Genomic DNA, 14,000 nt, shown 5'->3' with positions numbered 1-14,000 from the left:
CCCGTCAATGGGGGGATACCTATGTTACCTGGCATCTGCAATCAGACAAGCAGAATTCGCAGATGGGACAAAAGATTTCGGAATAAAAGGCAAAAAAGGGAGCCGTTATGGCTCCCTGATGATATTAACTGGCTTTTTTAATGTGCGGAAGGTCGAACGCTTTACGCAGCGCACGGACAAACGCTTTGTCATGGCAGATAGTTTTGCCAGGACTGTCAGAAAGTTTCGCCACCGGTTTACCGTTACACTCCACCAGCTTAATCACAATATTCAGTGGTTTGACCTGGGGTATATCGCAGGTCAGGCGCGTACCGATACCAAAGCTTAATTGCACACGGGAAGAGAAGTGGCGATAAAGCTCGACCGCTTTGCGTAAATCCAGATTGTCAGAGAAAACCAGCGTTTTGCTCTGCGGATCAATTCCCAGCTTCTCATAATGTGCAATGGCTTTTTCGCCCCATTCAACCGGGTCGCCGGAATCATGGCGAAGCCCCTGGTAACGACTGGCAAACTCCACGCCGAAATCACGCAGAAAGGCATCCATAGTAATGCAGTCGGTTAACGCAATGCCAAGTTGGTCAGGATATTCTTCCAGCCACGCAGCAAGTGCGGCGCGCTGACTATTGGCAAGATCCGGGCTGATTTGTTGATGCGCCTGGAACCATTCATGCGCTTGCGTTCCCATAGGGGTGAGGGAAAGCAGACGCGCCAGATCGTAATTACTGGTGCCAACGAACCAGGGTTCCTGTTGCAAACGTTTAACGATGGTTTCTTGTACTTCGCGGGAAAAACGGCGGCGAGTGCCGAAATCCATCAGATGGAAGCGCGACATCTCGAGATCGGCGGTTAATGCCGAAAAGTCGACTAATTTGCTTTCCAGCGTATCGAGGGCTTGCGCAACGTCGGCCTGCGGTGAGCGATAGCGATGTATCAGTTCACTGATGACCGCCAGCAGAGGAACTTCCCAGAGGATGACTTCACGCCACGGGCCGCTTAAACGAATATCCAGCTTACCGTTATCGTTGGTGACGGTGACCTGTTCCGGGTTAAAGCGGAACTCGCGTAGCCAGTTGAGATAGTCGGCCTTAAAAAAAGGCAGGGCAGAGAGCCATTGATATTCATCATCCTGCAGGCGCAGGTGCTGCATCGCCTGAACCTGTTCACGAATAGCATCGGCATAAATACCCAGCAGATCGTCACCTCGGCAACGAAACTCCGCCGCGACATGCACATCATAATAGTGATGAAACACGGCTTGCTGCATATGCAACTTATAAGCATCTGTATCCAGCAACGAGTGCAGAACAGGAGAAGCGAATTGTGTCATAGGTGCGCAGTAGCGTCCTCGTACGGGAGCGTTTAGTACAATAAACATCTTCAGGAACTGCTGGAGTATACCTTGTTTCGCAATTTATTGAACCCCGATCACACCATATGCCACCTTTATGGTCGATGGTATTGCGCCCTGTATGTTATAAAAATGTAGCAATAAAAGCGTTTGTACCTGAAAAGATGAAGATTCTGCGTAGCGAGATTTATGCAACAGGAATAGACTGAACACCTGACTCTATAAAAGATGCTAAAGGTTATTTATGACTCAACAGCCACAAGCCAAATACCGTCACGACTATCGTGCGCCGGATTACCAGATTACTGATATTGACTTGACCTTTGACCTGAACGCGCAAAAGACGGTGGTTACCGCGATCAGCCAGGCTGTCCGTCATGGTGCATCAGATGCTCCGCTTCGTCTGGACGGCGAAGACCTTAAACTGGTCTCTATTCATATTAATGATGAGCCGTGGACAGCCTGGAAAAAAGAAGAGGGCTCACTGATCATCAATAATTTACCGGAACGTTTTACGCTCAAGATTGTTAATGAAATTAGCCCGGCCTCCAACACCGCGCTGGAAGGGCTTTATCAGTCAGGCGATGCGCTCTGCACCCAGTGTGAGGCTGAAGGTTTCCGCCATATTACGTACTATCTCGATCGCCCGGACGTGCTGGCGCGTTTTACCACCAAAATTGTTGCCGATAAAACTAAATACCCGTTCCTGCTTTCCAACGGTAACCGCGTTGCGCAAGGCGAACTGGAAAACGGACGTCACTGGGTACAGTGGCAGGATCCGTTCCCGAAACCGAGCTATCTGTTTGCGCTGGTAGCTGGTGACTTCGATGTACTTCGCGACACCTTCACTACCCGCTCCGGTCGCGAAGTGGCGCTGGAGCTGTATGTCGATCGCGGCAATCTTGATCGCGCGCCGTGGGCGATGACCTCGCTGAAAAATTCCATGAAGTGGGATGAAGAACGCTTTGGCCTGGAGTATGACCTCGACATCTATATGATCGTTGCAGTGGATTTCTTCAACATGGGCGCAATGGAGAATAAAGGTCTTAACATCTTTAACTCCAAATATGTGCTGGCGCGTACCGACACCGCAACCGATAAAGATTACCTCGATATTGAACGCGTTATCGGCCATGAATATTTCCATAACTGGACCGGTAACCGTGTGACCTGCCGCGACTGGTTCCAGCTCAGTTTGAAAGAAGGCTTGACCGTTTTCCGCGATCAGGAATTCAGCTCTGACCTTGGTTCCCGCGCGGTAAACCGTATCAATAATGTGCGCACCATGCGCGGATTGCAGTTTGCGGAAGACGCCAGCCCGATGGCTCACCCAATCCGTCCGGATATGGTCATTGAAATGAACAACTTCTACACTCTGACCGTTTACGAAAAGGGCGCAGAAGTGATTCGTATGATCCACACCTTGCTGGGCGAAGAAAACTTCCAGAAAGGGATGCAGCTCTATTTCGAGCGTCATGATGGTAGTGCTGCGACCTGCGATGATTTCGTTCAGGCGATGGAAGATGCGTCAAATGTCGATCTTTCCCATTTCCGTCGCTGGTACAGTCAGTCCGGTACGCCGATTGTGACCGTTAAAGACGACTACAATCCGGAAACCGAGCAGTACACTCTGACCATCAGCCAGCGCACACCAGCCACGCCGGATCAGGCAGAAAAACAGCCACTGCATATTCCGTTTGCTATTGAATTGTATGACAACGAAGGCAAAGTGATTCCGTTGCAGAAGGGTGGCCATCCGGTCAATCCGGTATTGAATGTCACCCAGGCGGAACAGACCTTTGTCTTCGATAACGTCTACTTCCAGCCTGTGCCTGCGCTGCTGTGCGAATTTTCTGCGCCGGTGAAACTGGAATATAAGTGGAGCGACCAGCAACTGACTTTCCTGATGCGCCATGCGCGTAATGATTTCTCTCGCTGGGATGCGGCACAAAGCCTGCTTGCAACCTACATCAAACTGAACGTTGCCCGTCATCAGCAAGGGCAGCCGCTATCTCTGCCGGTGCATGTTGCAGATGCTTTCCGTGCGGTATTGCTCGATGAGAAGATTGACCCGGCGCTGGCGGCAGAAATCCTGACGCTGCCTTCCGTCAATGAAATGGCAGAACTGTTCGATATCATCGACCCGATCGCCATTGCTGAAGTGCGTGAAGCTCTCACCCGTACTCTGGCGACTGAACTGGCGGATGAGTTGCTGGCTATTTATAACGCGAATTACCAGAGTGAGTACCGCGTTGAGCATGAAGATATTGCGAAACGCACTCTGCGTAATGCCTGCCTGCGTTTCCTCGCTTTTGGTGAAACGCATCTGGCTGACGTGCTGGTGAGCAAGCAGTTCCACGAGGCCAACAATATGACCGATGCGTTGGCGGCGCTTTCGGCGGCGGTTGCTGCGCAGTTACCATGTCGTGACGCGCTGATGCAGGAGTACGACGACAAGTGGCATCAGGACGGCCTGGTGATGGATAAATGGTTTATCCTGCAAGCCACCAGTCCGGCGGCGAATGTGCTGGAGACGGTGCGTAGCCTGTTGCAGCATCGCTCATTTACCATGAGCAACCCGAACCGTATTCGTTCGTTGATTGGTGCGTTTGCGGGCAGCAACCCGGCTGCGTTCCATGCCGAAGATGGCAGCGGTTATCAGTTCCTGGTGGAAATGCTCACCGACCTGAACAGCCGTAACCCGCAGGTGGCTTCGCGCCTGATTGAGCCGCTAATTCGCCTGAAACGTTACGATGCCAAACGTCAGGCAAAAATGCGTGCGGCGCTGGAACAGTTGAAAGGGCTGGAAAATCTCTCTGGCGATCTGTACGAGAAAATCACCAAAGCTCTGGCTTGATACAAACATGCCTGATGCGACGCTTGCAGCGTCTTATCAGGCCTACAAACCTGTTGAAATTGCTGGTTTTGTAGGCCGGATAAGGCGTTCACGCCGCATCCGGCAACCGTGCCCAACGGCCTGATGCGACGCTTGACGCGTCTTATCAGGCCTACAAGCCCGTTGAAACTGCTGGTTTTATGCGCCGCATCCGGCATATTAACCATGACGCCGAATCGGTTGTTCAGAATGCCCACGCTGCATCACCCGCTGCAACACTTCCGCTTCCAGCTCCGCTAATCGTACCGACCCTAACCGGCGCGGACGGGGTATATCCACCGTCAAATCCAGACCAATTTTTCCTTCTTCAATTAACAGCACCCGGTCAGCCATCGCCACCGCTTCGCTCACATCATGCGTTACCAGCAAGACGGTAAAACCGTGCTCCTGCCAAAGTGACACAATCAAATCCTGCATCTCCAGTCGCGTTAAGGCGTCCAGTGCCCCGAGCGGTTCATCAAGCAACAATAAACCCGGTCGATGAATCAACGCTCTTGCCAGTGCCACACGCTGTTTTTGCCCGCCAGAAAGTGCGGCAGGCCATTCCCCAGCCCGATTCTCCAATCCTACCGCAGCCAACGCCCGACGCGCGGCATCGCGCCACTGGCCTTTAAGGCCTAACCCGACGTTATCAATCACCGATTTCCACGGCAGTAAACGGGCATCCTGAAACATCATGCGTGTATCGTCCTGAATTTCGGCAAGTGGCGTTGTGCCCGCTAACACATCGCCTGCGGTTGGTGTTTCCAGCCCCGCCAACAGGCGCAGCAGAGTACTTTTACCACCGCCGCTGCGACCGACCACAGCCACAAACTGACCAGCCGGAATATGTAGATCAAGTTGATTCAGAACGATATTTTCTGCGTAATGTTTGCTTACCGCATTGAGCAATAGCGGTGTGCCCTGGTTCAATCGTGCAGTATTCATACCGTGGCCTCCTTCAGATGATAAGCCGGGTTCCAGCGTAGCCAGACGCGCTCTAACAATTGGGCGCTGACGTCAGCAAGTTTGCCGAGCAGGGCGTAAAGAATAATGGCGACTACCACCACGTCCGTTTGCAGAAACTCCCGCGCATTCATCGCCAGATAACCAATGCCGGAATTAGCAGAAATGGTTTCGGCAACAATCAGCGTCAGCCACATCAGACCTAACGCAAAGCGCACACCGACCATAATTGAGGGCAGGGCACCGGGCAGGATCACATGGATAAACAGCGGCACGCCGGATAAGCCATAGCTGTGCGCCATCTCTACCAGCCCGCGATCGATATTACGGATCCCGTGCCAGGTGTTGATATAAATGGGGAATAGCGTGCCAAGCGCCACCAGGAAAATCTTTGCGGACTCATCAATGCCAAACCACAAAATCACCAGTGGGATCAGCGCCAGATGCGGCACGTTGCGCAACATCTGAATTGAGGTATCCAGTAGTCGCTCACCCCAGCGCGACAGACCGCTAATCAGCCCCAGAATCAATCCCAGCGATCCGCCAATGGAAAAACCGATTAGCGCCCGCCAGGAGCTGATCGCCAGATGCTGCCATAATTCGCCGTTGGCTGAGAGCGTCCAGAACGCCGTCACCACCCCTTCCGGCGAGGGCAAAATACGCGTCGACAGCCAGCCAACCGAGGAGGCCAGTTGCCACACCGCCACGATGCCCACCGGTAAAAACCAGGGGGCAACGCGCAATAACCACTTTTTCACTGGCGTTGCCATCATCTTGTTCCTTAGCTTTGCGCGACTTTACGTGGGATAAACTCATTTGCTACTGCTTCGCCTTGCAGGTTCAGCGGCTGCGGTTGGGGAATCTGTGGGATGGCGACATCCAGATGTGGGAACAACAACTCGCCAACCCGATACGCTTCTTCCAGATGTGGATAGCCAGAAAGTACAAAACTGTCGATGCCAAGCGCGGCGTATTCGTTGATTCGCGCAGCGACTGTCGGCCCATCGCCCACCAGCGCCGTCCCGGCACCGCCGCGCACTAAGCCAACGCCCGCCCATAAATTGGGGCTGATCTCCAGGTTGTCGCGCTTGCCGTTATGCAGCGCCGCCATTCGTTGTTGACCTACGGAATCCGTCCGGGCAAACGCTTCTTGTGCTTTGGCAATCGTCTCATCGTCAAGATGGGAGATTAACCGTTCGGCGGCCTGCCAGGCTTCGTCGTTGGTTTCGCGGACAATTACATGCAGACGAATACCGAAACGGATTTTGCGCCCATGTGCGGCAGCTTTTGCCCGCACTTGTTCGATCTTCTCTTTTACCCGCTCCGGCGGCTCGCCCCAGGTAAGATAAAGATCAACCTGTTCGGCAGCCAGATCCTGAGCGACGTCGGACGATCCGCCAAAGTAAAGAGGAGGATACGGCTGTTGGATCGGTGGAAAGAGCAGTTTTGCTCCTCGCACATGAATATGTTTGCCGTTGAAATCGACGGTTTCCCCCTGCAATAACCGCCGCCAGACCTGAGTAAATTCCGCCGAGGCTTCGTAACGCTCGCTATGATCAAGAAACACGCCGTCGCCTGCCAGCTCTTGCGGATCGCTGCCTGTAACCAGGTTAAACAACGCGCGTCCATTAGAGAGGCGATCAAGCGTGGCAGCCTGGCGAGCGGCTACGGTAGGCGATGTCACACTTGGGCGTAGGGCGACGAGGAACTTAAGCCGTTGCGTCACCGGGATCATCGATGCCGCCACCAGCCACGCATCTTCGCAGGAACGGCCTGTTGGGATCAGCACGCCGGTATAGCCAAGACGATCCGCCGCTTGCGCAATCTGTTGCAGATACCCATGATCAACCGGGCGAGACCCTTCTTCCGTTCCCAGATAATGACCGTCACCGTGCGTGGGTAAAAACCAGAATATATTCAGACTCATAATTGTTTTCCTTCCAGTTGAGTGGGTTGCCAGATGCGTTGACGGATATCGACTTTTTTCGGCACCAGACGATTTTCATAAAACAGGTCGGCAGTGTGTTGCTGTAAAGCAGCAACCTCGGCGTTCACGGGTTTGATGGTGGTAGGGGGGCGATGATCCAGATACGAGGCAATCACCGGTGCCGGTAAGCCCATCGTTTTTGCCAGTAAAGAGATACTTTGCTCGCGCTGGCTGCGGGTTAACGCATCAGCTTCGCTAAAGGTTGTCAGTACGCCCTGAATAAATGCGCCGTTTTTTTCCGCATAGGGACGGGCTGCCAGATAAAACGATCCTGTTTGATTGAGATCGGTGCCATCTTTCAGCACCCGCACGCCGCCCTGTAATAACGCGGCAGAGTAGTAAGGATCCCAGATAGCCCAGGCGTCGACGTTACCCTGCTGGAATGCAGCGCGCGCATCGGCGGGCGTCAGATAGGTCGGCTGGATATCAGTGAATTTAAGCCCGGCCTGTTGCAGTGCGCGCAGTAAAAGGTTGTGCGAACTTGAACCTTTCTGAAACGCGACTTTGTGGCCCTTTAGTTCAGCCACAGTTTTGATCGGGCTGTTTTCGGGCACCAGAATCACTTCGGCTTTTGGTTTCGGCGGCTCGACACCGACGTAAACCAAATCAGCACCGGCGGCCTGAGCAAAGATTGGAGGAATGTCCCCCGTACTGCCCAGATCGATACTGCCGACGTTTAACGCCTCCAACATTTGCGGACCAGCGGGAAACTCAACCCACGAGATTTTGGTTTGCGGATAGCGAGTTTCCAGTAACTGGTGGCTTTTTGCCAGCACCATGCTGATGCTGCCTTTCTGATAACCTATCCGTAACGCTTCAGGAGAAGACTCCGCAGCAATCGCGAGCGTAGAGACGCTGAATAATCCCACCAGCACCAGTTTAAAAATATTACGCATGGGCGTTACCTCGCAGAGAGAGAAAGTCAGGAACCTGGACATCACGGCGGTGCAACGCCTGCCAGAAGGTATCGAGCGCGGTATCAAGACGGGATTGCAGATTCGGCGTGAATTGCGGCTTATGTTGGAAATCAAGCACCTGTGAGTCATCGGCAAATACGCCGTGTAGGATCTCCTGGGCTTTTAGTGCGCTTAAAACTGGTTTAAGTGCGTAATCAACCGCCAGCAGGTGAGCCACCGTGCCACCTGTCGCCAGCGGCAACACCACTTTTCCTTGCAGTGCGCGTTCTGGTAGCAGATCGAGAAGCGTTTTCAGTGCGCCGGAATAGGCGGTTTTGTAGACGGGCGTGGCGACAATCAGCCCATCAGCCTCTTGCAACTGATCGGTGAAGGTCTTGAGTGCCGGACTATCGAAACGGGCATAGAGCAAATCTTCCGGGGAGAAGTTTTGCAGATTCCAGTGATAAACCTCGACATCCAGGCCATTCAATTTTTCTCGCGCATATTCCAGCAAAGAACTGGAGCGAGAAGGAAAGCGAGGACTTCCTGCCAGGGTGATGACACGCATATTCTCTCCTTATAACCAATTGTTCTTGTTTTGTTAACATTGATAACAATTCGCTCAGTCTGTCGGAGGGAAAAGCAAATGCCAAATATAATTTTTGTGTATGTTTTTCTAAAAATGAACTAAAGGATGTTATTAAAATATCACTTGTATTTATTTATTGGGCTGTCGTTTTATATTGAATCAATATATTGCCAATGAGTACCATGAAATTATATTCACTAAATCTATAAGTTAAGAAAATGTCATTTATTTGGGTGAATAGACCCGGTTTAAATAGCGGACAATTATTGATATTATTAAATGCGATGTCATTTATAGGCATTATCATATTTACGAAGAAATCAGGATGATAACGATGAAAAAAAGTGTATTGACGGCGTTTATAACTGTGGTATGTACAACTTCCAGCGTTATGGCGGCTGATGATAATGCCATCACGGACGGTACAGTAACGTTTAATGGTAAAGTCATCGCACCTGCCTGCACGCTGGTCGCTGCGACGAAAGATTCAATAGTCACATTGCCAAATGTCAGTGCAACGAAGTTGCAAAGTAATGGCGCAGTCTCTGGTGTAAAAACTGATGTACCAATTGCATTAGAAGACTGTGATGTTACTGTAACTAAAAATGCTGCTTTCACCTTTAGCGGTACGGCTGACGCCACACAGACTACAGCATTCGCCAACCAGGCTTCTACCGATGCAGCGACTAATGTCGCTCTACAAATGTATATGCCGGATGGTACTACAACAGTGACTCCCGGTACGGAAACTGAAAATATTCAGTTAGCGGATTCTGCTGAGCAAACAGTGACCTTTAAAGTTGATTATATCGCTACGGGTAAAGCGACTTCAGGTAATGTTAATGCGGTAACTGATTTCCATATTAACTATTATTAATAGAACTCATTAATTGTTTTATTAATTAGTACCCCTCCAGTGTTCTGGAGGGGATATTCATATTTTTTAAGAGTACCTGTTTATGAAAACTTGCATAACAAAGGGAATTGTGACCGTAAGTTTAACGGTAATATTACTAAACTGTATGTCCGTCTGGGCCGCAGGTAAAGGTGGAGTAGGACTTGCCGCCACGCGTCTGGTTTATTCTGAAAGTGAAGAACAAATTTCACTTGGCGTGCGTAACACCAGTCCTGATGTTTCTTATCTTATTCAGTCATGGGTGATGACGCCGGATAATAAAAAATCAGCAGATTTTATTATTACGCCACCGCTATTTGTGCTGAATCCGGCAAATGAGAATCTGTTACGCATTATGTATATTGGTGCACCGTTAGCAAAAGACAGGGAAAGCCTTTTCTATACCAGTGTGCGTGCCGTTCCTGCCACAACAAAGCGGGAAGAGGGCAATACCCTGAAGATTGCCACGCAAAGTGTTATCAAACTGTTCTGGCGACCAAAAGGTTTACCGTATTCCGTTAGTGAGGCTCCGGCAAAACTGCGTTGCACCTCGTCAGCCGACGTGATTACAGTCAGTAATCCAACGCCTTACTTCATTACCCTTACAAACCTGAAAATAGGTGGGAAAACGGTTAAAAATCAAATGATCTCCCCCGTTGATAAATATCAATTCTCTCTGCCTAAGGGAGCCAAAAACAGCAGCGTAACGTACCAAACAATCAATGACTATGGGGCGGAAACGCCGCAACTCAACTGTAAATCGTAAGTCGTCTTCAGTTAAGAGAGCGAGATGCATAGAACTCAACGACAACACAGCCTGTTAAGCTCTGGTGGAGTGCCATCGTTTATTGGTGGGCTGGTGGTGTTTGTGTCGGCGGCGTTCAATGCACAAGCTGAAACCTGGTTCGATCCTGCCTTTTTCAAAGATGATCCCTCAATGGTGGCCGATTTGTCCCGTTTCGAAAAAGGACAAAAAATAACGCCAGGGGTTTATCGTGTCGATATTGTTCTGAATCAGACAATTGTAGATACGCGCAACGTCAATTTTGTTGAGATAACGCCAGAGAAGGGGATTGCTGCCTGTTTAACGACTGAAAGCCTGGATGCAATGGGCGTGAATACTGACGCGTTTCCGGCTTTTAAACAACTGGACAAACAAGCGTGCGCGCCGTTGACGGAAATTATTCCCGATGCCAGCGTGACCTTTGATGTGAATAAACTCCGTCTGGAAATTTCAGTACCGCAAATCGCCATCAAAAGTAACGCTCGTGGCTACGTTCCCCCTGAACGTTGGGATGAAGGGATCAACGCGCTATTACTGGGATATTCATTTAGCGGTGCTAACAGCATTCACAGCAGTACAAGCAGTGATTCTGGTGACAGCTATTTTCTGAATTTAAACAGTGGCGTGAATTTAGGTTCGTGGAGATTGCGCAACAATTCAACATGGAGTCGTAGTAGCGGACAACCCGCAGAATGGAAGAATCTCAGCAGCTACCTGCAGCGGGCAGTTATTCCATTAAAAGGCGAATTGACCGTGGGTGATGATTATACAGTAGGCGATTTTTTCGATAGCGTCAGCTTTCGTGGCGTGCAACTGGCGTCAGATGACAACATGCTGCCAGACAGTTTGAAAGGCTTTGCGCCAGTGGTGCGTGGTATCGCAAAAAGCAATGCTCAGATAACAATTAAACAAAACGGCTATACCATCTACCAAACCTATGTTTCGCCTGGTGCTTTTGAAATTAGTGATCTCTATTCCACGTCGTCTAGTGGTGATTTGCTGGTTGAAATTAAAGAAGCTGACGGCAGCGTCAATAGTTACAGCGTACCTTTTTCCAGCGTGCCATTGCTCCAGCGTCAGGGGCGAATCAAATACGCGGTGACACTGGCGAAATACAGAACCAATAGCAATGACCAACAAGAAAGTAAATTTGCTCAGGCTACGCTGCAATGGGGTGGGCCGTGGGGAATGACCTGGTATGGCGGTGGGCAATATGCTGAATATTACCGTGCTGCGATGTTTGGCATGGGGTTTAACCTCGGCGATTTCGGGGCAATTTCGTTCGATGCAACCCAGGCGAAGAGTACACTGGCAGATCAAAGTGAACATAAAGGTCAGTCGTATCGTTTCCTGTATGCCAAAACGCTTAACCAGTTTGGCACTAATTTTCAGTTGATGGGCTATCGCTATTCTACTTCCGGTTTCTACACACTTTCCGACACCATGTATAAACACATGGATGGTTACGAATTTAATGACGGTGATGACGAAGACACGCCGATGTGGTCGCGTTATTACAATTTGTATTACACCAAACGCGGCAAACTTCAGCTCAATATCTCCCAGCAATTAGGCGAGTACGGTTCGTTTTATTTAAGCGGCAGTCAGCAGACATACTGGCATACGAATCAACAGGATCGGTTATTACAGTTTGGTTATAACACGCAAATTAAAGATGTTTCCCTGGGACTATCGTGGAACTACAGTAAATCACGTGGCCAGCCTGAAGCCGACCAGGTATTTGCGCTGAATTTTTCCTTACCGTTCAGTTTATTGCTTCCAAAGACTAATGATAGCTATACCGCGAAAAAGAATTACGCCTGGGTGACCTCAAATACCAGCGTCGATAACGAGGGACATATAACGCAAAACCTGGGTTTAACGGAGACATTACTCGACGACGGTAATCTGAGTTATAGCGTGCAACAGGGTTATAACAGCGAAGGAAAAACCGCCAACGGCAGCGCCAGCATGGATTACAAGGGTGCGTTTGGTGATGCCAGAGTGGGATATAACTACAGCGATAATGCCCGACAGCAACAGCTTAATTATGCACTTTCAGGCGGTTTAGTTGCCCATTCGCACGGTATTACGTTGGGTCAATCATTGGGCGAAACAAATGTTTTGATTGCTGCTCCGGGCGCAGAAAATACCCGAGTGGCAAACAGCACTGGCCTGAAAACCGACTGGCGCGGCTATACCGTTGTCCCTTATGCCACTTCTTACCGGGAAAATCGCATTGCGCTCGATGCCGCGTCGTTGAGACGTAATGTGGATATTGAAAATGCAGTGGTAAACGTGGTGCCCACCAAAGGGGCGCTGGTATTGGCGCAATTCAGTGCCCATGTTGGGGCCAGAGTATTAATGAAAACATCAAAGCAGGGTATGCCGCTGCGCTTTGGCGCGATGGCAACACTGGATGGCGTACAGACAAATAGCGGCATTATTGATGATGATGGTTCGCTCTATATGTCAGGTTTACCGGCGAAGGGAACGATAACCGTACGCTGGGGCGAAGCTTCCGATCAGGCTTGCCGAATAAGTTATCAACTAACCGAACAGCAAATTAACTCAGCGATTACGCGTATGGAGGCCATATGCAGATAAATTCTATTTCATTATTACGACTGATTTTTGCTGCCGTGTTAATACTTTGGGGCGCTCAAGCCGCTGCTTATACCGGACAGTGCCATGTTACGCAGGGGAACCCTTATATTGGCGTTAATTTTGGCGTTAAAACTCTCGACGAAGAAGAAAATACAGCAGGAGTGGTCAAAGATAAATTTTATCAGTGGAACGAATCGAATGATTATTATGTTTCCTGTGATTGCGATAAAGACAATGTCAGAAGTGGTCTGTGGGCATTCGCTGCTGATTCACCGTTACCCTATTTAGGCGACAGCTGGTACAAAATCAACGACTATCTGGCGGCTAAGGTATTGCTCCAGGTGAAAGGGAATTCTCCAACTGCAGTACCGTTTGAAAATATTGGTACAGGGTCTGACAACCGATGGCATATTTGCGATCCTGGTGGGCAACGATTAGGTGGCCAGGGAGCAAGCGGCAATAGCGGGAGTTTTTCCCTGAAAATATTACAGCCGTTTGTCGGTTCGGTAACCATTCCGCCGATGGCGCTGGCGCGATTATTCGAATGTTACAACATACCCGCAGGTAATTCCTGTACGGCCACAGGTACACCGGTTCTGGTGTATTACCTGTCAGGTACTATCAATTCTTTGGAATCATGCTCTGTTAACGCCGGAGAGACCATCGAAGTGGATTTGGGGGATGTATTTGCCGCTAACTTTCGGGTTGTGGGTCATAAACCACTGGGAGCCAATACCGCAGGTCTATCGATTCCTGTCAGGTGTAATACCGGAAACTCCGGACTGGTTAACGTTAATTTAAGTCTGACGGCAACCAGCGATCCCAATTATCCCCAGGCGATTAAGACTTCACGTCCCGGTGTCGGTGTTGTAGTCACTGACAGCCAGAACAATATTATTTCCCCAGCAGGAGGAACGCTACCGCTCTCAATTCCTGATGATGCGGACAGTATCGCGCGAATGAATGTTTATCCGGTCAGCACGACGGGCGTACCACCGGAAACCGGGCGCTTTGAAGCCACGGCGACGGTAAGAATAAACTTTGACTGACGCG

At 50.1% G+C, this 14,000-nt stretch carries 11 protein-coding genes; 5 read left to right on the top strand and 6 right to left on the bottom strand.

The window, feature by feature from the left end; genetic code table 11:
* Positions 1-124: 124 nt before the first annotated feature.
* A complete protein-coding gene (gene pncB / locus C3D30_RS16950) occupies positions 125-1,327 on the bottom strand; it encodes a nicotinate phosphoribosyltransferase (protein WP_105287162.1) in 1,203 nt (400 codons plus the stop codon).
* 265 nt (positions 1,328-1,592) lie between these two features.
* Here pncB and pepN point away from each other — a divergent pair, with 265 nt between their 5' ends.
* On the top strand, positions 1,593-4,205 hold the full coding sequence (gene pepN, locus C3D30_RS16945) for an aminopeptidase N (RefSeq protein ID WP_105287161.1): 2,613 nt from the start codon (positions 1,593-1,595) through the stop codon (positions 4,203-4,205).
* A gap of 198 nt (positions 4,206-4,403) precedes the next feature.
* Here pepN and ssuB read toward each other — a convergent pair whose 3' ends face one another.
* From ssuB to ssuE, 5 genes are read right to left on the bottom strand one after another with little or no spacing between them, the layout of a single operon-like run.
* Positions 4,404-5,171, bottom strand: a complete 768-nt coding sequence (gene ssuB, locus C3D30_RS16940; protein ID WP_001090494.1) for an aliphatic sulfonates ABC transporter ATP-binding protein — start codon at positions 5,169-5,171, stop codon at positions 4,404-4,406.
* The gene (gene ssuC, locus C3D30_RS16935; protein WP_105287160.1) at positions 5,168-5,959 is read right to left on the bottom strand and encodes an aliphatic sulfonate ABC transporter permease SsuC; all 792 of its coding nucleotides are present in this window, start codon (positions 5,957-5,959) and stop codon (positions 5,168-5,170) included. Before ssuC ends, ssuB begins: the two co-directional genes overlap by 4 nt.
* A gap of 11 nt (positions 5,960-5,970) precedes the next feature.
* Positions 5,971-7,116 (bottom strand): FMNH2-dependent alkanesulfonate monooxygenase, encoded by a 1,146-nt coding sequence (gene ssuD, locus C3D30_RS16930; protein WP_021550554.1) that lies wholly within the window; start codon positions 7,114-7,116, stop codon positions 5,971-5,973.
* Positions 7,113-8,072, bottom strand: coding sequence for an aliphatic sulfonate ABC transporter substrate-binding protein SsuA (ssuA, locus tag C3D30_RS16925; protein WP_001244253.1), 960 nt, complete (start codon positions 8,070-8,072; stop codon positions 7,113-7,115). Before ssuA ends, ssuD begins: the two co-directional genes overlap by 4 nt.
* Complete coding sequence (gene ssuE / locus C3D30_RS16920; RefSeq protein ID WP_105287159.1) at positions 8,065-8,640, bottom strand: NADPH-dependent FMN reductase; 576 nt, start codon at positions 8,638-8,640, stop codon at positions 8,065-8,067. The genes ssuA and ssuE overlap by 8 nt, the downstream gene beginning before the upstream one ends.
* A gap of 355 nt (positions 8,641-8,995) precedes the next feature.
* Between ssuE and C3D30_RS16910 the strand changes: the two genes are divergently transcribed.
* From C3D30_RS16910 to C3D30_RS16895, 4 genes are all read left to right on the top strand, one after another.
* Positions 8,996-9,538, top strand: coding sequence for a fimbrial protein (locus C3D30_RS16910; protein ID WP_000750302.1), 543 nt, complete (start codon positions 8,996-8,998; stop codon positions 9,536-9,538).
* A gap of 82 nt (positions 9,539-9,620) precedes the next feature.
* Positions 9,621-10,322 (top strand): fimbrial biogenesis chaperone, encoded by a 702-nt coding sequence (locus tag C3D30_RS16905; RefSeq protein WP_016158009.1) that lies wholly within the window; start codon positions 9,621-9,623, stop codon positions 10,320-10,322.
* Between the two features lie 24 nt (positions 10,323-10,346).
* The gene (locus C3D30_RS16900; protein ID WP_016231654.1) at positions 10,347-12,947 is read left to right on the top strand and encodes a fimbrial biogenesis usher protein; all 2,601 of its coding nucleotides are present in this window, start codon (positions 10,347-10,349) and stop codon (positions 12,945-12,947) included.
* Positions 12,938-13,996 carry a fimbrial protein gene (locus C3D30_RS16895; protein WP_001166723.1) on the top strand — a complete coding sequence of 353 codons (1,059 nt, stop codon included), beginning with the start codon at positions 12,938-12,940 and terminating at the stop codon, positions 13,994-13,996. The genes C3D30_RS16900 and C3D30_RS16895 overlap by 10 nt, the downstream gene beginning before the upstream one ends.
* The last annotated feature ends 4 nt before the right edge of the window (positions 13,997-14,000 follow it).

Source organism: Escherichia sp. MOD1-EC5433 (assembly GCF_002966005.1).
GTDB classification, from domain to species: domain Bacteria; phylum Pseudomonadota; class Gammaproteobacteria; order Enterobacterales; family Enterobacteriaceae; genus Escherichia; species Escherichia ruysiae.
This window is presented reverse-complemented; position numbering and strand designations above follow the sequence as displayed.